Raw genomic sequence first — 18,534 nt, 5'->3', positions numbered from 1 at the left:
TAGTTTTACTTTTCTAATTCAACTATGTTTAAATAGTCTCTGAAAGAATCTTGACCTAAATTATCTGCTTTATAAGAAGATATTAAATCTCCTACAAAATCCACAAGTTTAGAAGCTTCAACTTTTACACCAGTTTTATGAGCAATTCTACTTCCCTTTTCACCTTGAAGTTGTCCACCTAATAAAACATCATAACCTTCAACTCTTTTCCCATCTTCATCTCTTACTTTAGTTCCAACAAAACCAATGTCAGAGATTTGTGGGTGTGAACATCCATTTCCACAACCTGAAATTGCAATCATTACCGTTTCAGTAAAATCAGGATTTTTTTCTTCTAATTCTATTACTACTTTTTTAGCATATTCTTTTGTTTCAGTTATACCAAACTTACAAAATTCTCTACCTGTACATGACTGTAATCTAGCTCTAAAAGGAGTTGGAGAATAAGGATATCCTAATGCATCAATTTCATCTGCAAGTGCTTGTGCATCTTCAGTTTTTACACCATAAATAATAAAGTTTTGAGTAGAAGTTAAAGCCATTCCACCTGCGTTATATTTATTACAAATATCACTTATTGTTTTAAAGTCTTCACCATCAACTCTTCCTGAATTTGTAGCAAATCCTATAAATGATTCACCCTCTTGTTTTGCTTTATGAATACCAAAATGATTTCTATTTTCTAAAGGAGTAATTTCTGGTTCTTCTAAACCATCTTGTAATTCATAGCCAATAACTTTTTCAATTTCATCTACAAATTTTTCTAATCCCCACTCATTTACTAAGTGTCTAACTCTTGCTTTATTTCTATTTGCTCTATTTCCATAATCTCTAAAGATTTCAGCACATGCAACTGCTACATCTTTTACTTGCTCAGGCTTAACATATTTATTAGCTCTTAATGCAATTTGCTTTGATTTTGAAAGTCCACCAGCAAGTGTTAAATCAAATAAAACTTCACCTTTTTCATCTTTAAATGCTGTAAATGCTACATCTTGGATTTCATGAGCCGCTGCATGTCTTGAACATCCTGAAATTCCTATTTTGTATTTTCTTGGGAAATTACAAAATCTGTCTTCATTTTCATCAAAATATGTATCAACTTCACGTGCAAGAATACTAGCATCAATAATTTCATCAGCATCAATTCCACCAACAGGTGAAGTCATGATAGGTCTAGGACCATCACCTGATGCCATTCTTGACGTTAAACCAACAGAATCTAAAAGTTTAAAAATTGCTGGAATATCTTTTATTTGAATAAAGTGAAATTGTATATTTTGTCTATCTGTAATATCAACTAAACCTTGAGCATATTCCAGTCCAATTTTTGCCATTACTGCTAATTGTTTTTGATTCATCTTAGTGTCAACTAATTTGATTCTTTTCATAAAATATTTTTTATCTTCAGTTTCATCTGCATTAATATGTGGATACATACCATACCATTTTAATAAGCCAATATATTCATCACTTAGAGGTATTCCCTCTTGCGCTTCTTTGAACATATCTTCAACAACATGTAAAGGATTTCTAGAAGCTTTTAGCTGTTCAACAGCTGATAATTCTTTTTCTGCCATAAAGGACTCCTAATATTTATATCTTTTTAAATTAATTTCTAAAATTATATCATATAAATTTAAATATACTATTAATTTAATCTTGATTATTTTACATAGGTATAAGTATTGAAGTAAAAAAAAGTAAGAGAAATGATTTTCTCTTACTTCTTAAATTAATATATTAGTTTTTAGTAACTTAAGTTTTGATATTCAGTATTTAATAAACTATTTGCAACATCCATAGGTTTCGCAACAGTAATTCCATCTAATAAAACAGATGCATCTTTTCCTGCATTTGGTAAGTATAAAGGACAAACAGTAACTTTTGCACCTTGCTTCATAATAGCTTGTAACATCATTTTTGGACTTTTATCTTGTGGTTTTAAAACAGTACTTTTCATACCCTTTACAGCTAAATCTCCTGCATTTGAACAAAGAGTCATATTAACTTCCTTCTTCTGTTTTAATGTCATCATTGATAAAACCATTGCCATTAGTTGTGTTTGTGCGTCAGCAGATGTAACTACAACATTAAGACCTTTTGCAGAGTTTGCACTTAGTAAATTTGGGATGAATAGCATAGCTGCTAATGAGATTGCGAATATTTTTTTCATATAATTCTTCCTTTTAATATATATTTTAGTCATTAACTAAAGTAAAGGATTATATTATTTGTATACTTACATTATAATTAATTCTAATATTTAATACATAAGTAAAACTTATTATATTAAATATTAAAAGAAAGAAATAAATTCCTTCTATCTATTATATTAGTAAGTTAAATTTTGAAAGTCTAAATCTAAAAGTTCTTTCGCTCCACCAGCTGGAGTTGCAAATGTAATTCCTTCCAATAATACTGATTTATCTTTATTCACATTTGGTAAATAAATAGGACAAATCATAACATTTCCACCTTTTTTTATAATAGCTTGAAGCATCATTTTAGGAGATTTATTCATAGGTTTTAGAACTTCACTTTCCATTCCTTTTACAGCTAAATCACCTGCACTTGAACAAAGAGTCATGTTAACTTTTTTATTTTGTTTTAATGTAGCCATTGATAAAACCATAGCCATCATCTGAGTTTGTGAATCTTTCGATGTTAGAATAACATTTAAACCTTTTGCAGAATCTGCACTTAATAAATTTGGTATAAATAACACTACTGCTAGTGTCATTGCAAAAATCTTTTTCATATAATAATTCCTTTTATAAAATGTCCTACTTTTATTTACGTAAAACTTATATATTATAAAGATTAGAAGCTTAGATAATAATTAATATTATCAGGAAAAATAATCCAGATAATCAAAGAAAAATAGAACTTCTACTATAATGTCACAAACTAATACACTAAGAGAAAATATGACACTATCAAATAAACAATTAGAAGAATTCAACTCAAATGGTTTTCTAATACTAAAAAACTTTGCAGATAAAGACTTATGTGATGCCATTCTAGAAAAAGCTAAAGAACACTTAAAAAGAAAAGAAGCTCCAATAGAGAGTGAACAAGAATATATGAATGTGGATGAAGAAAAGATTACAGTTAGAAGATTAAGACAAGTTTATGATAGAGAACAAGTCTTTCAAGATTGGATGACAAATAAAGAAATCAGACCAATTTTAAAACAAATATTAGATGATACACCCGTACTTACTTTAGCTCATCATAATTCAATTATGACTAAATTACCACATGAAAGTACAAGAACGTATTGGCATCAAGATAGAAGATATTGGCATTTTAAAAATGATGACTTGGTATCTGTGTGGCTTGCTTTAGGGGATGAGTATTTAGATAATGGGCTTTTAGAGTTTATTCCTGCATCTCATAAAATTCAATTCTCAAAAGATAGATTTGATGATAATTCAAACTTCTTAGATGAAAATAAAGAAAACCAAGAATTAATAAAAACTAGAACATCTCAAAATCTTAAAAAAGGTGATGTAGTTTTATTTCATTGTAAAACTTTACATCATGCAAGTAAAAACCAAAGTGACGATGCAAAAATTTCATTTGTTTATACAGTTCGCGCAAAATCAAATACACCAATAGAAAACACAAGAAGTGATTCAAAGGAAATAATACTTGACTAATGATTTACCTAAAGACTTAATTGTCCTATTAAAAGAGAAAACAAAATTATCAAATAAATCAATCGAAAATATAATCACTTTATTAGACGAAGGTTGTACAATTCCTTTTATTGCAAGATATAGAAAAGATCAAACTGGAAATGCTACAGATGAAGACCTTCGAGCTTTTGAGGAAGTTTATAATTATTCTCAAAAACTTTTAAAAAGAAAAGAAGATATTTTAAATTTACTTGAAGAAAAAAACTTTTTAAATGAAAAGATTAAACAAAGTATTCAAGAAGTAAATACATTACAAGCTTTAGAAGATATATATGCACCTTTTAAAGATAAAAAATCATCAAGAACTTCAAGTGCAATTGAAAATGGTCTTGAACCTTTTGCAAATATTATTCAAGCATTAAAATATACAAATGAAGAAATAAATCAAAAAGCAAAACAGTTTTTAAATAAAAATATTAAATCTACAGAGGAAGCAATACAAGGGGCTAAAGACATAATCGCCCAGAGATATGCCGATGATTTTAAATCAAAAGAAATTGTAAGAAACCTAATCGCAAATTGGGGAGAAATACAAATAAAAGAAGGAAAAGAGTTTGATAAAAATGGTGTTTATTCAAACTTTGCCAACAAGACTGAGAAAATAAAATATATAAAATCACATCGAACACTTGCAATTTTACGAGCTGTAAATGAAAAAGAATTATCAATAAAAATAGATATTGATGAAAAACATCTTTTAGAAAATATTAAAAAGTATAAAATCCCATCATGGGCTAGTTCTTCAAAAGATATAGTTTTTGATGCATATAAAGATGGTTTAAAAAGACTTCTTTTGCCAACTTTAAAACGTGAAGCTATTAATACTTTAAAAGAAAAAGCAAGTGCAGAGGCTATTGAACTTTTTGGAAAAAATTTAAAAGAACTACTTCAAACAGCACCTTTAGTAAATCAAGTAATTTTAGGAATGGATCCAGGATTTGTATCAGGATGTAAATTAGCAGTTATTGATGAAAATGGTATCTATTTAGACTCAAATGTAATCTATTGTACAAAACCAAAAGAAGATATAAAAACTTCAAGTAAAGTAGTACTAAACTTAATCAAAAAATACAATATCACTTCAATAGCAATTGGAAATGGAACAGCATCGAGAGAAACAGCCCAATTTATCACAAATCTAATAAATGAAAACAATCTAGATTTAAACTATGCAATTGTTAGTGAAATAGGTGCGAGCGTCTACTCAGCATCAAAAATAGCTGCACAGGAATACCCAAACCTAGATGTAACAATAAGAGGAGCTATCTCAATCGCAGGACGATTAAGAGACCCAATGGCAACACTTGTAAAAATTGACCCAAAATCCTTAGGAATTGGTCAATATCAACACGATGTAAATCAAAAAGAGTTATCTTCAAAACTAGAAAATACAACTGTGGATTTGGTAAATAAAGTAGGAGTTGATTTAAACTCAGCATCGTATAAACTATTGTCTTTTATCTCAGGAATCTCAGAAAAATTAGCAATAAATATTATAGAACATAGAGATAATATAAAAAAATTCAATAGTAAAAATGAGTTGCTTAAAGTAAAAGGCTTAGGAGCAAAAGCATACGAACAAGCAGTAGGTTTTTTAAGAATCAAAGATGGAAAATCTATCTTAGATAATACAGCAATTCATCCAGAAGATTATGAAGTAACAAAAAGCTTACAAAAAAAATATAAGATAGAAGATATTCAAAATAATCAAATAGAACAAATAGCAAAAGAGCTAAACACAACACCTCTAAAACTAACAGATATTATAGAAGAGCTAAAAAAACCAGGATATGATGTAAGAAATGAGTTTAATCAAGTAAAATTTTCTTCAGATATCACAAAACTAGAAGACCTAAAAGAGGGCTATATTTTAAGCGGAATTGTAAGAAATATTACAGATTTTGGAGCCTTTGTAGATATTGGTCTTAAAAATGACGCCCTACTTCATATATCACAAATATCAGCAAAAAGAATATCTCATCCTAGTGAAGTACTAAGTATCAATCAAAATTTAGAAAATATAAAAGTCGTAAGCGTTGATTTAGAAAAACAAAGAGTTGGATTGAGTTTAAAGTAAGATTTGATAAAAGTAGGGAAACGACCGATTCTGCCTAAAAACTGATCTTAGTAGGACATATTTAATAATATTTAAGATATTTATGAAGTTTTAAAATACATCAATTTCTAATATTTATATTCTAAAAAGTCTATAGTATAGGTTTTTCTATATTCTTTTATTGAATAGAATTGAAATGTTATTAAATAATTTTTTTAAGTCATATTGGACTATAATTGGTTACTAATAAGTAGTTATATCTAAGATTGACCATAAAATACAATTTTAAATATGCCTATTTATGAAAATAAATTGCAAATTTAGTTTTGGAGATTATAATGAAAAAGATTTTACTTGGAAGTAGTATTTTGTTAGTAGCTATTGGGTTTAATGGTTGTGCTATGGCATACAAAAAGTATGGAGAAGGTGTAGCTCATAAAGTTGGTTATAGTGATTTTGAAATAGGAAAAAATAAATACAAAGTTAGTTATACTGGTAGCGTATCAGATGAACCACAAAAAGTTATGGAATTTGCTTATAAAAGAGCTAAAGATTTATGTAAGGAAAAAGGTTTTGATAAATATAATATAACAAATACAGATATGAATAATAAGATAACAAGTTCAACAACAACTTCATATGGAAAATATCAACCAACTTTTACTGATACAAATAGTAAAAATATTTATAGTTTAGATGTGGAATGTAATTAAATATTAAATATAACAAAACACCGAAAGAGAACAAGTTACTCAGCAGATTTTTTAACCTTTACTAGCTATTCATTGGCAATCTTCAATCGATATATACAAAAGGAAACTAAATATGTCACAAATAATTGATACACCAAAACCACCATATTATGCAGTAATATTTACATCAAAAAAAATTGATGAAGATAAAGGTTATAGTAAAATGGCAGATAGAATGGTCGAATTAGCATCTCAACAAGATGGATTTTTGGGAGTTGAATCAGCAAGAGAAGACTTAGGTATTACAGTATCATATTGGAAAGATGAAAAATCAATTATAAATTGGAAAGCTAATTTAGAACATCAATCAGCACAAAAGACAGGAAAAGAACTTTGGTACAAACAATATAAAGTTAGAATAGCAAAAGTTGAAAGAGACTACGAATTTTAAATTATATATATAATAAATCCTAGAAAAGGATTACTATCCCTTCTTAAGTCAATCGTTACCTTTCTAATCTTCAAATAATAATAATTTAGATAAAATCACTCAAATTTATTTCTCAGGGCAAGGTGTAATTCCTTACTGGTGGTAACTATAGTGATATAGAAGTCCACGAGCGCTTTATTTTTTATAAAGGTCAGCAGATTTGGTGTAAATCCAAAACCAACAGTTAAAGTCTGGATGGAAGAGAAAATAATATGTCTTATAAATGTTAAATATTAGGATAATATTGCTTTAAGCATTAGCCCTGATTCAATAAGTTTTACTTAAAAATAAAGGTATTACTAAAATGAATCAAAAAATGAAAAATGACGATTTTCAATTGAAAATTGATCGTGCAATTAAAACTTTACAAGAAGGTAAAGGTGTAATTGTTGTAGATGATTACGATAGAGAAAATGAAGCAGATATGATTTTTTCTGCACAAAACTTAACAACAGAACAAATGGCACTTTTGATAAGAGAAGGTAGCGGTATAGTTTGTTTATGTTTAACTAAACAAAAAGTCGATGAACTTAAACTTCCAATGATGGTACAAAACAATAACTCAAAGTTTCAAACACCATTTACTATTTCAATAGAATCAAAAGATAATGTTACTACAGGTGTATCAGCACAAGATAGAGTTACTACAATAAAATCTGCAATTTCAAAAGATGGTATATCAAAGATTGTTTCGCCTGGACATATATTCCCACTAAGAGCAAATGAAAATGGTGTATTAGGACGAGCAGGACATACTGAATCAAGTATTGATTTAATGAAATTATCAAAACTAGAACCTTATGCTGTTTTATGTGAAATAACAAACGAAGATGGAACAATGGCAAAAGGTGAAGATATAGAAGTTTTTGCTAAAAAACACTCCATGCCTATTTTAAGTGTTCAAGATATTATTAGCTACAAAAAAGATAATATTGTATTCAATTGATTTTAATCAATTAAATATTCTATAATATTGATTATAATTATCATAAATAAATCAAAGGTCAATACATGGAATATACATTAATTCTAATCATCCACTTACTTTCAGCAATAATCTTTATAGGTTTCATCTTCGCAGATGTTATAGTTTTTCCAGCAGTGAAAAATAAGCTTGGAGTTGAGTTTCATAAAAATATGATTGAAGCTATTGTTGGTCGTGGTCTAAAAATCTATCCAACGATAGTTGTATTATTAATGGCTACGGGTGGATATATGTTTACAAAGTATTCAAATAGTGAGTTAGGATACTTTTCAAGTAATATGCAAATATTACTTATGATTAAAGTGTTTTTCGTACTTCTTATTGTTCTTGGAGTAGTTTATACTATGTATTGTAAGCTTACTAAAAAAGAACCCGTTGCTTTTATGAATTATTTTCATACTTATGCTTTAGTTTTAGGAATAGCTATTGTTGTTATTGCAAAATTAATGTTTGTAGTTTAAATTTAAAATATTAGAAGGATATAAAATGTCATATACTTTAGTAGTAATTTTACACTTATTCAGTGCAATAATTTTTTTAGGTTTTGTTTTTGCAGATGTTATAGTTTTACCAGCAATGAAAAAAGTTTTAACAGACAAAGAACATCAGAATGTTATGACTGTAATTTCAAATAGAGCAAGAAAGATATTTCCAATAACTGTTTTGATTTTAATTCTGACAGGTGGATATATGTTTTCAAAATACATAAATTCTGAACTTGGTATATTTAATAGCTCACTTCAAATTCTTTTGTTAATCAAACTTATTCTTGCAATGATTATTGCCTCTGGAATTGTTTATTCTTTATCTTGTAAGTTTTTAAAGAAAACTCCAAATCCTATAATGAAACATTTTCATAAGTTTGTATTGCTTGTTGGTATTATTATAATTATTCTAGCAAAAGTGATGTTTGTAGTTTAAAGAAGTAATTAAATTATAGTAAAACTAGAGAAAATATTCTCTAGTTTTTAAAAGCGATTGCATCTACTTCAACTAAAACATTTTTAGGTAAAGTTTTTACTGCAACTGTTGCACGAGATGGTGCTGTTTCAGCTTCGAAATATTGGGCATATACTTCATTGAAGCTTGCAAAGTTATCCATATCTGATAAATAACAAGTTGTTTTTAAAACATTCTCATAAGAACTTCCAGCTTCTTCTAATACTGCTTTTAAATTATCCATAACAACTTTTGATTGTTCTTTAATTCCGCCTTCTACTATTTCCATAGTTTCAGGAATTAGAGGTATTTGTCCTGATGTAAATATTAAATTTGCTAGTGCTGTAGCTTGATTATAAGGTCCAATTGCACCTGGAGCTTTATTAGTTGATATAATTTCTTTCATTTTATTCCTTTATTTTTTAAAATGTATTATATTTAATTTTTATAAAATTTAAACTATTTATTCTCTACAGGAAAAAATAATTCAAAATCTTTTTTTATATGACAAAGTGTTTCTTGATTTGCAAGTTTAAAGCCTTTGTATTCTATAGCAGAAATAACAACAGCTTTTGAATAAGCAAGAACGTCTTCATCTTCTATGTATTCATTTATATCCATCCACTTTGCTTCTAAAATTTCTTTTGTATCTTCAATATTTATTTCACTTGACTTTGCATTTGCAATACATAATATATATAAATTTGATTTATGAAATTGATGTGGATAAAAATGTCCCAAGCTAATAACTGAATCAAACTCTACATCTATTCCAGTTTCTTCTTTTACTTCTCGTACAACTGCAGTAGAAATCATTTCACCATTATCTATGTGTCCACCTGGAAGTTTAAAACCTATGTTTGATATTCGCTCTTTTATTACTAATAATTCATTTTTTTCATTTATTACAACTGCACCTACACCTAAAGTATGATTTGCTGCTGTTGGAATTATTGCATTTTCTATTAATCTTTTTACAATTAAGATATATTCTTCATCACAAGAATGAAAGAAAAAGCCTTTTTTTGTAGCAATAGGAATAAAATCTGAGCGTTTTATATCAATATATATCCAAATAACATTTCTTCTATCTTTTGTATTTTCAATAAGATAGTCCAAGTTTAGCTCAAACTCTTCTTTAGAATTTGGAAGAGAAGATTGTTCTATTGTAATTCCATTATAGGGGTCTAAAATAGTTTTAAAACACCCTATTTCTTCGATACTTGTATTATTCATTTATCTACCTTTACGCTTAATAATTGTAAATACTATCTAATATACAATTAAATCTATCAAAGAATATGCAATTATAAGCATAATAATACCTATAGAAATATCTAGAATTTTCCAAGTTATTGGTTTTTTAAATAAAGGTATTAAAAGTCTAGCTCCAAAACCTAAAAGAACAAACCATACAGTAGAAGCACTAATAGCACCTAATAAAAAGAATATTTTTAAATCATCTTGAATATTTGCACCAATTCCACCTATTAATAAAATTGTATCTAAATAAGTATGTGGATTTAAAAATGTGAAAACTAAAAGCATTCCAACAACTTGCTTTAAAGGATTTGTTTTATTTTTTCCATCAATTTCTAAACTTTCATTTTTAAATGCAGATTTAAAAGACATAAAAGCATAAAAACTTAAGAATAAAATTCCAATTACAGCAATAATATTAATTAATAACTGATTTCCTTGAATAAAAAATCCAAGACCAAAAACACCTGCAGAGATTAGTAAAGTATCAAATAAAATACACAAAATAACTGAGGTAAAGACGTATTGTTTTAAAAGTCCAAGTTTTAATATATAAGCATTTTGAGCTCCAATTGCAACAATCAAAGAAAAAGTTACAATGAAACCTTTTAGTAATATTTCACTTACCATTTGTAATATATCACTTATAAATACAATTTACTTAAGTTAATTATTCCTGAAACAATAAATTGAATAGATATTGCTCCAACAATTAGTCCCATTAACTTTGTAATTATATTTTGTCCAGTAATCCCTAAAAACTTTTTTATATAAATTGAGTTTTTTAAAACAAAATAGAAAATTGCCGCATTAACTAAAAAAGCTAAAGTAATTGATAAGATATCAGTATATACTTCTACTTGGTGTTTAAAAATTACAATAGTAGTAAAAAGCCCAGTTCCAAATGCAATTGGAATACCAATAGGAATTACAGATAAATCTTCATTATTTTGTAAATCTTCATCTTCTTCTTTTGTAGGTTTCTTATCACTTGAACTTCCATTAACCATTGATATAGCCATTAAAAGTAAAATGATTCCACCCATAACTTTAAGAGAATGTTCTCCAATTCCAAAAAGTTTTAGAATAAAATCACCAGTAATAAGTACAACAAAAAAGGCAATTATAATAGTAAGTGTTGATTTTTTTGCAACCTTATTTATTTGGTCCTTTGTGATATTTGTACTAAGTAAAGATAGTGCAATTGCACTAACTCCAATTGGATCCATAATTGCAAAGAAGGTAATCCCTTGTTGCAAGAAGGCAGAAAAGAAATTTTCCACTTAGGACATTCCACCTTTGGCTGCCATTCTTTTCTCTATTCTATGTCCAATATAACTTAATATTGACGTGATACATAAATACAATAATGCAATTACAATCCATGTTTCAAAAGGAGAGAATGTATTTGCAACAATCTCTTTACCAACTTTTGTTAAATCCGTAATTGAAATAACAGATACTAAAGATGAATCTTTTACAAGTGCAATAGTTTCACCTACAAGTGTTGGTAAAGCTCTTTTAAAAGCTTGAGGTAAGATAATATATCGCATAGCTTGGAAGTTAGAAATACCAAGTGATTTGGCAGCTTCTAACTGACCTTTATCAATTGACTGAATTGCACCTCTTAAAATCTCTGCCATATAAGCACCAAAGAAAATACCAAGTGATAAAATACCAGCAACAAATCTTTCAAGTTCAAATATATTTGCAACTATAAAATAAAATAAAAATATTTGTACAAGAAGAGGAGTTCCTCTTACAATTGTAATATAAACAGTTGCAATATCACGTAAAAAAATCATAGAAGATAACTTCATAAGTGCGACAATAATCCCAATGATTAAAGTTAAAATCATTGCAAAAAATGAGATTTTCAGAGTAACCCAAAGGCCAGATAAAACAGGACCTGCTTTCATCTCATCTTTAGAAGCGATTACATCACCTTCATAAACATCTTCACCAATTGTATAATCAAATAGAAAACTACTATCTAAATTCTTAACTTCTACTTTCTCATCACCTTCAATAAAGTACTTGTTATCTTCGAATACTAGTTTTCCATCTATTGGAGATTCTAAAGAAGTTGTTTCTTCATATGCAAAATACTTTGGAACACTATTCCATTTCCAAACATAATTCATATTTGCAGCTGCTGCATAAAAGAAGTAACCTACGGCTACGAAAAACATTACGGCAATAAAATGCCCTAATGTTTTATTTTCTGCTAATGATTGTCTCTTCGCCATATGTTACTGAACTCTTTTTAACCAAGAAGTATCTCTTAACCATTTTTCATTTAATTTTTCATGGAAGTCAACAACTTTATCACCCTTGATTTGTCTTAAGAAGTTATTTAACCAGTTAATAAAATCAGGATCACCTTTTCTAACAGCCCAACCTAAAGGTTCATAAGTTAAAGGTGCATCTAAGTGAACTAATTTATCTTTACCTTTATCACTCATAAATAAGATATTATAAGGTTGGTCATAAACCATACCATCAGCTTTACCATTTAATACTTCAGATGCTGCATCAGCTTCTGTTTCAAAAGTAATAATTTTTGCTTTTTTGAAGAATTTTTTAGTTGCAATTTCACCTGTTACACCAAGTTTTGTAACAACTGTATATTCTGGTTTATCTAAATCAGCAGCAGATTTAATTTTTCCAGCTAATTCTTTTCTAATCATAATTGTTTGACCAACAACTACATATGGATCTGCAAAGTTAATTTTTAAGTTTCTTTGTTGAGTAATAGTCATACCTGACATAATAATATCGTACTTATTTGTAAGTAAACCAGCAATAATTCCATCCCATGAAGTAGGAATAAGTTTTAATTTAACACCCATTTCTTTTGCCATTTTCTTAGCCATATCTACATCATAACCTATGATTCGACCTTTTTTATCTTTCATTTCAAAAGGCATATAACCTGGTTCCATACCAACTCTTAATTCACCTCTTTGTAAGATTTGATTTAATGTAGATTTCTTCCACAACTCAATATCATCTGCAAATGAGTTTGCAGTAAATAATGTACTAATAGCAAAAACTGCTACTAAAAACTTTTTAACTAAATTTTTCATGTGTTTCCTTTTTTTTAAGATTGATTAGTGTGTTAAAATTTCTTTTAAGAACTTTTGAGCTCTTTCGCTTTTTGGGTTATTGAAAAACTCTTCGGGAGTATTTTCTTCAACAATTACACCATGATCCATAAATACTATTCTATCACCTACTTCTTTTGCAAAACCCATCTCATGAGTAACACAAACAATAGTAAAGTTCTCTTGAGCTAAATCTTTCATTACAGATAATACATCACCAATAGTTTCAGGATCAAGAGCAGATGTTGGCTCATCAAAAAGAATAACCTTTGGTTTCATAGCTAAAGATCTTGCTATTGCAACTCTTTGTTTTTGCCCCCCTGATAAATCTGCAGGATAAGAATCTGCTTTATCTGAAAGTTTAACTTTTTCAAGTAATTCTCTTCCAATTTCAATAGCTTCAGCTTTTGATCTTTTCTTCACTAGATTTTGAGCAAGAGTAATATTTTCTAGAATTGTTAAATGAGGGAAAAGATTGAAGTGTTGAAAAACCATTCCAACTTCACTTCTAATTTCTTTTAAATTCTTTTTGCTAGCATGAATATCCATATTGTCAACTAATATAGTTCCACTATCAATATCTTCAAGTCCATTAATACATCTAATCAATGTAGATTTACCTGAACCTGATGGCCCACAGACAACAACAATCTCACCTTTTTTTACACTAAAGTCAATATTTTTAAGTACATGAAAGTCATCATAATACTTATCAATCTTACTCATAGAAATTATATTTTCACTCATTAAGTCTCTTTATTTAGTTTTTAAATTATCATCTTATTATAGATTTATTTAATATACCATTAATATGTTATTTCTCTATAATAAATATACAATTAATAGTTTATCAAATTTTTGGTACAATTCCAAGCTAAAATGGAGATAAAATGAACAAATACAAAATTTTTGAATATAGAGCAGATATTTTACTATTGACTGTAGCAATTGCATGGGGTGTTACTTTTTTAATGGTACAAGAAGCTATTGATTCAACACCTGTTTACTCATTTTTATTTTTTAGATTTGGTCTTGCTAGTATTTTAATGTTTTTTATAGCTTATAAATATCTAAAAGAAATTAATAAAAAAACTATTCTAGTGGGAATATTATTAGGTACTTTTTTGTTTTCAGCTTTTGCTACACAAACCTTTGGCTTAAGTTATACAAAAAGTTCTATTGTTGCTTTTATCACTGGACTTAATGTAATCTGTGTACCTTTTTTAGCCTATTTTATATTTAAAGATCATGTACGAAGAAATGTATTTATTGCTTCGCTTGTCGCTGTAGTTGGTTTATATTTACTTACTATGTCTGGCGAGCTTACTTTAGGTTATGGGGAGTTTTTAACACTTATTTGTGCTTTTCTTTTTGCATTACATATAATATTTACGGGTAAATATTCAAAAGAGGTTAATGTATATTTATTAGTTTTGTTTCAATTAACTACAGTAACAATTTTATCTCTTGTTTTTTCATTAAGTCTTGATAGCACAACTTTTGATTTAAATTATGATTATACTTTTTTTAAAGCAGTAATCGTAACAGCAGTATTTGCGACTGTCTATGCTTTTTTAATACAAACATATATGCAACAATTCACAACAGCAACTAAAACTGCCGTTATATTTACAATGGAACCTGTTAGTGCTGCAATATATGGATATGCAGCTGGAGGAGAGGTACTTACAAGTATTCAAATTATAGGAGCTCTTTTAATTATTTTTGCTACTTTAATAGCAGAGTTACAATTTAAGAAAAAAACATAGTTAAAACTTGCTTTTTTAATGCTACTTTTTATAGATAACATTACTATATATTTTATTTAGGAGCATTAAATGAGTAAATTTCTATATATTACAGACCAGATTGAGCATAAAGAACATAGTTTTATTGGCCCACTTTTTGAAAAATATCTAACTGCACATTATGAAATAAATATTATCTATTTTTCTAAAACTAAAACCAATTTTGAGAGTTATGACAATAAGTTTATTATTCCTCATGACAAAAAAACAAATACTCTAGCAATATTAGAAGAAAATAATGTAAATCTTGGAGATTATGATTTTGTAGCAGTAAGAAATGATACTGATATTCTAAAAGAAGTTATACAAAAAAGAGCAATATTTAACTATAAAGTTGCATTTAGATTGTCTTATCCAAAAAGAATTGCAAAACTTCAAAAAGATGAAGCAAATAACAAAAAAAGTTTCTTAGATGTTATTAACAACAAAATAAAATTATATGGGGAAACAAGCCTTATAAATGATTGTGATATCTTCTTGCCAACATCTAGAAAAATGAGAGATGATTATCTAAAAAAAGTTAAAACAAGAACTTTTGTTATTCCATCGGGAATTGATCCTGAAGTTATAACAAAAAACATTCAACATGAAGGTGTTGAAAAAAGATTTTTCTATGCAGGAACATTAGATAAACTAAGAGAATTTGAAACTATATTAGATGCCTTTAGTGAATTATCAGATGGGACATATAAAATTATGATTTCATCAAAAGACCCTGAATATACTAAAAGTTTAGTTGAAAAGTATTCAAATATTGAAGAACATATAGAAATATATAATGCTAAAACAAAAGATGAACTTTTAGATTTGATTGCAAAAGCGGATATTGGTCTTGCTTTATTGCCAGATATTGAGTTATTTAATTCTTCAACACCTATGAAAGTTCTAGATTATTATTCTTCAGCTGTTCCTTGTATCATGACAAAAAATGAAAATAATGAATCAATTTTCCAAAAAGATACAAGTGCATGGATGTGTAATTTCTCAAAAGAGGCTATTAAAGAAAAACTTGATTATATCTTAGGATTAACAAAAGATGAAGTTGCACAAGTTGGTCTTGAAGGACAAGCTAGACTTCTTGCAGTTAGAAACTATAAACGAATAGCTGATGATTTAGCACATCAATTAAATATTTTATAAGAGGATTTTTCCTCTTATAACTATCCTATTTTAGTGTTTTTCTTTAAATAGGACAATTTCTATCTTGTATTGATTTAAATCAAGACACTTTTTATCCTATTTAATTATACTTCCAATACAAATTAAAAAAAGGATGAAAAATGAAAAGAACTTTCAAATCTATTTTGTTTATGTTATTAATATTAACTTCAGCACAAGCTGGAGACAAGTTTGCCAATTTAACAGAAGACTATCTAACTAATAATGCTTCATTAAATGTAAGAACGGTTATTGCTAAAGATTCTAAAACTTCATTAAAAGTTTTAAAAATCTTATCACACGACAGTAATAAACAAGTAAGACAACACGCAAAAAATAATTTAAAATAATTAATATATTACAGTAGGTTAAGTTCTCCCTTCCTACTGTATTTACTATGACTTGACCTAAATCATAATTTCAATTTAAATTTTTCGATACTATTTTCTAATCCCAAAAGAAAGTAATTTATGAAAACATTCTTTAAACAATTTAAAAAAATAAATTCAGAACCTATAGAAAAAGCCAATATCACGTGGACATGGATTGCCTCTTTTTTAGGAATATTAGCTGTTTCTTACTTCCATCAAGACGTATTAAATGATAAAGATTTAACTTTAGTAATTGCATCGTTTGGTGCTAGTGCTGTTTTAATTTATGGAGCAGTTAACTCACCACTTGCACAACCCAGAAACTTAGTAGGAGGACATATTTTATCTGCAATTATTGGCGTGGCTTCGTTTAGAATATTTGATGGTAATATATTATTTTGCTCAGCTTTTGCAGTTGCAACTGCTATTTTAGTTATGCAATTAACTCTTACTTTACATCCTCCAGGAGGTGCAACTGCATTAATAGCTGTAATTGGAAGTGACCAAATTCATGATTTAGGTTTTTTATATGTATTAGTTCCCGTTGCTTCTGGATCCTTGATATTATTATTAATTGCACTACTTGTAAATAATATACCTAAACATAGATCATATCCATTATCCTTAAAAGAATTTAGAGAAAAATATTTAAGTGATGATTAAAAAGTTTTCTTATCCCAAGAAATCACAGCCCAATAAGCAAAATCTTTTTCTTCTTTCTTCGTTTTATCTAAAGACTCATAATATTTTTCTAATCGATTAATCTCATCAGGACTTAAACCATCTATACTCCAAGAAACACTTTGAATAAATTTTTCTTTTGATGTATAAATAGTGCTTCTACCTTCACTTTGTATAAAATTAACACTTGCATTTATTCCAAGAGAATATAAAATATTTACAAGATAAATATAATCAGGTTTTCTAATAATCTCTCTTTGTAAGACTTCTAAAATTTCTTCACTTACAAAAGAGCCACCTTTTTTATATGTTATAGCTACTTTTTTATTAGCTTTATTATTTAGTTTTAATAAGGCTTCTTTCATATCTTTTACTTCCATAGAACGAGATGCTATTACTAAATCACAATTAGCTACCTCATCCCATGAATCGTACCAAGATTTATTTATAATATTGATATTTGTTATATTTTTTTGTTTTGCATTTTCTTGAAGTATTTCTAACATTACGGACGAGTAATCTAAACTATTTACTTCCTTTACACTTTTTGCAAGTCTAAGTGATAAATTTCCAACTCCACAACCAACATCTAAAACGCTATTTATATTACTTAAGTCTAAAAGACTCAAAAACTGCTCATTATAAATTGACTTATGAACTTTTTTATTCATAAAAGGTGCTTTTTCATCCCACGCATCTTTTCCTTTTGCTTTAAAAGAAGTAAGTTTTTTTTGTTCTACATAAAGTTTATTGAAATCTATATCTTCATATTTCATAACTAATCTTTTTTAACCCAAACTTTAAATTTCCAAGCTGGAGATTTTACTTTTCCATGTTCAATTATCTCATCATATGATTTCTCTTTTTCTAAATCCCAAGTTGAAAAATCAATAGGTTTTAAAAAGGCATCAGCAACACCTTCAAAATCCACTTCTGATAAATACATTTTATCAACAAATGGAAATAGTGTTTCATATATATTAGCACCACCTATTATAAATAACTCTTCTTCAGCGGACTCTCTTGCAAAATTAAATGCCTCGTGAACATCAGAAAAAGTATGTACACCTTCATGTTCAAATCCAGAGTTTGACAATACTAAAGATGTTCTATTTGGAAGTGGTTTTCCTATACTTTCAAATGTTTTTCTTCCCATTAAAATATGATGACCACTTGTAATATTTTTAAAGTTTTTAAAATCTTCACTTATATGCCATAACATTTCATTGTTTAAACCAATTTCCCAATTATTACCATATGCTACTATCATTGAAATTTTCATA

At 27.8% G+C, this 18,534-nt stretch carries 23 protein-coding genes and 1 riboswitch; of the genes, 11 read left to right on the top strand and 12 right to left on the bottom strand.

Annotated features, from left to right (window positions below; genetic code table 11):
* Positions 1 to 5: 5 nt before the first annotated feature.
* The 3 genes from KO488_RS01685 to KO488_RS01675 form a co-directional block, all read right to left on the bottom strand.
* A complete protein-coding gene (locus KO488_RS01685) occupies positions 6 to 1,580 on the bottom strand; it encodes a nitrite/sulfite reductase (protein ID WP_216057052.1) in 1,575 nt (524 codons plus the stop codon).
* 170 nt (positions 1,581 to 1,750) lie between these two features.
* Complete coding sequence (locus KO488_RS01680; RefSeq protein WP_216057051.1) at positions 1,751 to 2,176, bottom strand: hypothetical protein; 426 nt, start codon at positions 2,174 to 2,176, stop codon at positions 1,751 to 1,753.
* 159 nt (positions 2,177 to 2,335) lie between these two features.
* Positions 2,336 to 2,761 carry a hypothetical protein gene (locus KO488_RS01675; RefSeq protein ID WP_216057050.1) on the bottom strand — a complete coding sequence of 142 codons (426 nt, stop codon included), beginning with the start codon at positions 2,759 to 2,761 and terminating at the stop codon, positions 2,336 to 2,338.
* A 169-nt stretch (positions 2,762 to 2,930) separates the two neighbouring features.
* Between KO488_RS01675 and KO488_RS01670 the strand changes: the two genes are divergently transcribed.
* The 7 genes from KO488_RS01670 (at position 2,931) to KO488_RS01640 (ending at position 8,848) form a co-directional block, all read left to right on the top strand.
* Positions 2,931 to 3,665: a phytanoyl-CoA dioxygenase family protein gene (locus tag KO488_RS01670; RefSeq protein WP_216057049.1), complete on the top strand. Its 735-nt coding sequence runs from the start codon at positions 2,931 to 2,933 to the stop codon at positions 3,663 to 3,665.
* Positions 3,658 to 5,781 (top strand): Tex-like N-terminal domain-containing protein, encoded by a 2,124-nt coding sequence (locus tag KO488_RS01665; RefSeq protein WP_216057048.1) that lies wholly within the window; start codon positions 3,658 to 3,660, stop codon positions 5,779 to 5,781. The genes KO488_RS01670 and KO488_RS01665 overlap by 8 nt, the downstream gene beginning before the upstream one ends.
* Positions 5,782 to 6,098: 317 nt before the next feature.
* A complete protein-coding gene (locus tag KO488_RS01660; protein WP_216057047.1) occupies positions 6,099 to 6,473 on the top strand; it encodes a CC0125/CC1285 family lipoprotein in 375 nt (124 codons plus the stop codon).
* 112 nt (positions 6,474 to 6,585) lie between these two features.
* Positions 6,586 to 6,903: an antibiotic biosynthesis monooxygenase family protein gene (locus tag KO488_RS01655; protein WP_216057046.1), complete on the top strand. Its 318-nt coding sequence runs from the start codon at positions 6,586 to 6,588 to the stop codon at positions 6,901 to 6,903.
* 104 nt (positions 6,904 to 7,007) lie between these two features.
* A riboswitch (FMN riboswitch) is annotated at positions 7,008 to 7,153 on the top strand.
* A gap of 93 nt (positions 7,154 to 7,246) precedes the next feature.
* Positions 7,247 to 7,888 carry a 3,4-dihydroxy-2-butanone-4-phosphate synthase gene (ribB, locus tag KO488_RS01650; RefSeq protein WP_228318954.1) on the top strand — a complete coding sequence of 214 codons (642 nt, stop codon included), beginning with the start codon at positions 7,247 to 7,249 and terminating at the stop codon, positions 7,886 to 7,888.
* Positions 7,889 to 7,953: 65 nt separating this feature from the next.
* Positions 7,954 to 8,388, top strand: a complete 435-nt coding sequence (locus KO488_RS01645; RefSeq protein WP_216057045.1) for a hypothetical protein — start codon at positions 7,954 to 7,956, stop codon at positions 8,386 to 8,388.
* Positions 8,389 to 8,413: 25 nt separating this feature from the next.
* The gene (locus tag KO488_RS01640; RefSeq protein ID WP_216057044.1) at positions 8,414 to 8,848 is read left to right on the top strand and encodes a copper resistance protein CopD; all 435 of its coding nucleotides are present in this window, start codon (positions 8,414 to 8,416) and stop codon (positions 8,846 to 8,848) included.
* Positions 8,849 to 8,888: 40 nt separating this feature from the next.
* Here the strand turns inward: KO488_RS01640 and KO488_RS01635 are convergent, their stop codons facing one another.
* The 7 genes from KO488_RS01635 to KO488_RS01605 are packed head-to-tail and all read right to left on the bottom strand — an operon-like array spanning position 8,889 to position 13,968.
* On the bottom strand, positions 8,889 to 9,272 hold the full coding sequence (locus KO488_RS01635; RefSeq protein ID WP_216057043.1) for a RidA family protein: 384 nt from the start codon (positions 9,270 to 9,272) through the stop codon (positions 8,889 to 8,891).
* Between the two features lie 53 nt (positions 9,273 to 9,325).
* Complete coding sequence (locus tag KO488_RS01630; protein WP_216057042.1) at positions 9,326 to 10,102, bottom strand: NUDIX hydrolase; 777 nt, start codon at positions 10,100 to 10,102, stop codon at positions 9,326 to 9,328.
* 36 nt (positions 10,103 to 10,138) lie between these two features.
* Positions 10,139 to 10,756, bottom strand: coding sequence for a LysE/ArgO family amino acid transporter (locus tag KO488_RS01625; protein ID WP_216057041.1), 618 nt, complete (start codon positions 10,754 to 10,756; stop codon positions 10,139 to 10,141).
* A 14-nt stretch (positions 10,757 to 10,770) separates the two neighbouring features.
* Entirely contained in the window at positions 10,771 to 11,409 is a 639-nt protein-coding gene (locus KO488_RS01620) for a MarC family protein (protein WP_216057040.1), read from the bottom strand.
* Positions 11,410 to 12,375: an amino acid ABC transporter permease gene (locus tag KO488_RS01615; RefSeq protein WP_216057039.1), complete on the bottom strand. Its 966-nt coding sequence runs from the start codon at positions 12,373 to 12,375 to the stop codon at positions 11,410 to 11,412.
* A 3-nt stretch (positions 12,376 to 12,378) separates the two neighbouring features.
* A complete protein-coding gene (locus KO488_RS01610; protein ID WP_216057038.1) occupies positions 12,379 to 13,215 on the bottom strand; it encodes a transporter substrate-binding domain-containing protein in 837 nt (278 codons plus the stop codon).
* A gap of 24 nt (positions 13,216 to 13,239) precedes the next feature.
* Complete coding sequence (locus KO488_RS01605; RefSeq protein ID WP_216057085.1) at positions 13,240 to 13,968, bottom strand: amino acid ABC transporter ATP-binding protein; 729 nt, start codon at positions 13,966 to 13,968, stop codon at positions 13,240 to 13,242.
* A gap of 155 nt (positions 13,969 to 14,123) precedes the next feature.
* Here KO488_RS01605 and KO488_RS01600 point away from each other — a divergent pair, with 155 nt between their 5' ends.
* The 4 genes from KO488_RS01600 (at position 14,124) to KO488_RS01585 (ending at position 17,233) form a co-directional block, all read left to right on the top strand.
* Positions 14,124 to 15,002, top strand: coding sequence for a DMT family transporter (locus tag KO488_RS01600; protein WP_216057037.1), 879 nt, complete (start codon positions 14,124 to 14,126; stop codon positions 15,000 to 15,002).
* Positions 15,003 to 15,071: 69 nt separating this feature from the next.
* Positions 15,072 to 16,181, top strand: a complete 1,110-nt coding sequence (locus tag KO488_RS01595; protein WP_216057036.1) for a glycosyltransferase — start codon at positions 15,072 to 15,074, stop codon at positions 16,179 to 16,181.
* Between the two features lie 140 nt (positions 16,182 to 16,321).
* Positions 16,322 to 16,549, top strand: coding sequence for a hypothetical protein (locus tag KO488_RS01590; protein WP_216057035.1), 228 nt, complete (start codon positions 16,322 to 16,324; stop codon positions 16,547 to 16,549).
* A 120-nt stretch (positions 16,550 to 16,669) separates the two neighbouring features.
* Positions 16,670 to 17,233 carry an HPP family protein gene (locus KO488_RS01585; RefSeq protein ID WP_216057034.1) on the top strand — a complete coding sequence of 188 codons (564 nt, stop codon included), beginning with the start codon at positions 16,670 to 16,672 and terminating at the stop codon, positions 17,231 to 17,233.
* On the opposite strand, the gene KO488_RS01580 is transcribed toward KO488_RS01585, so the two are convergent.
* Entirely contained in the window at positions 17,230 to 18,027 is a 798-nt protein-coding gene (locus tag KO488_RS01580) for a methyltransferase domain-containing protein (protein WP_216057033.1), read from the bottom strand. The two genes, KO488_RS01585 and KO488_RS01580, sit on opposite strands and share 4 nt — an antisense overlap.
* 2 nt (positions 18,028 to 18,029) lie before the next feature.
* Positions 18,030 to 18,533 (bottom strand): dihydrofolate reductase, encoded by a 504-nt coding sequence (locus tag KO488_RS01575; protein ID WP_216057032.1) that lies wholly within the window; start codon positions 18,531 to 18,533, stop codon positions 18,030 to 18,032.
* Position 18,534 lies beyond the last annotated feature (1 nt).

It is taken from the genome of Poseidonibacter lekithochrous, from assembly GCF_018861145.1.
GTDB classification, from domain to species: domain Bacteria; phylum Campylobacterota; class Campylobacteria; order Campylobacterales; family Arcobacteraceae; genus Poseidonibacter; species Poseidonibacter lekithochrous_A.
Note: the sequence above shows the minus strand (reverse complement) of the source record. Positions and strands in the feature narration are given on the sequence as shown.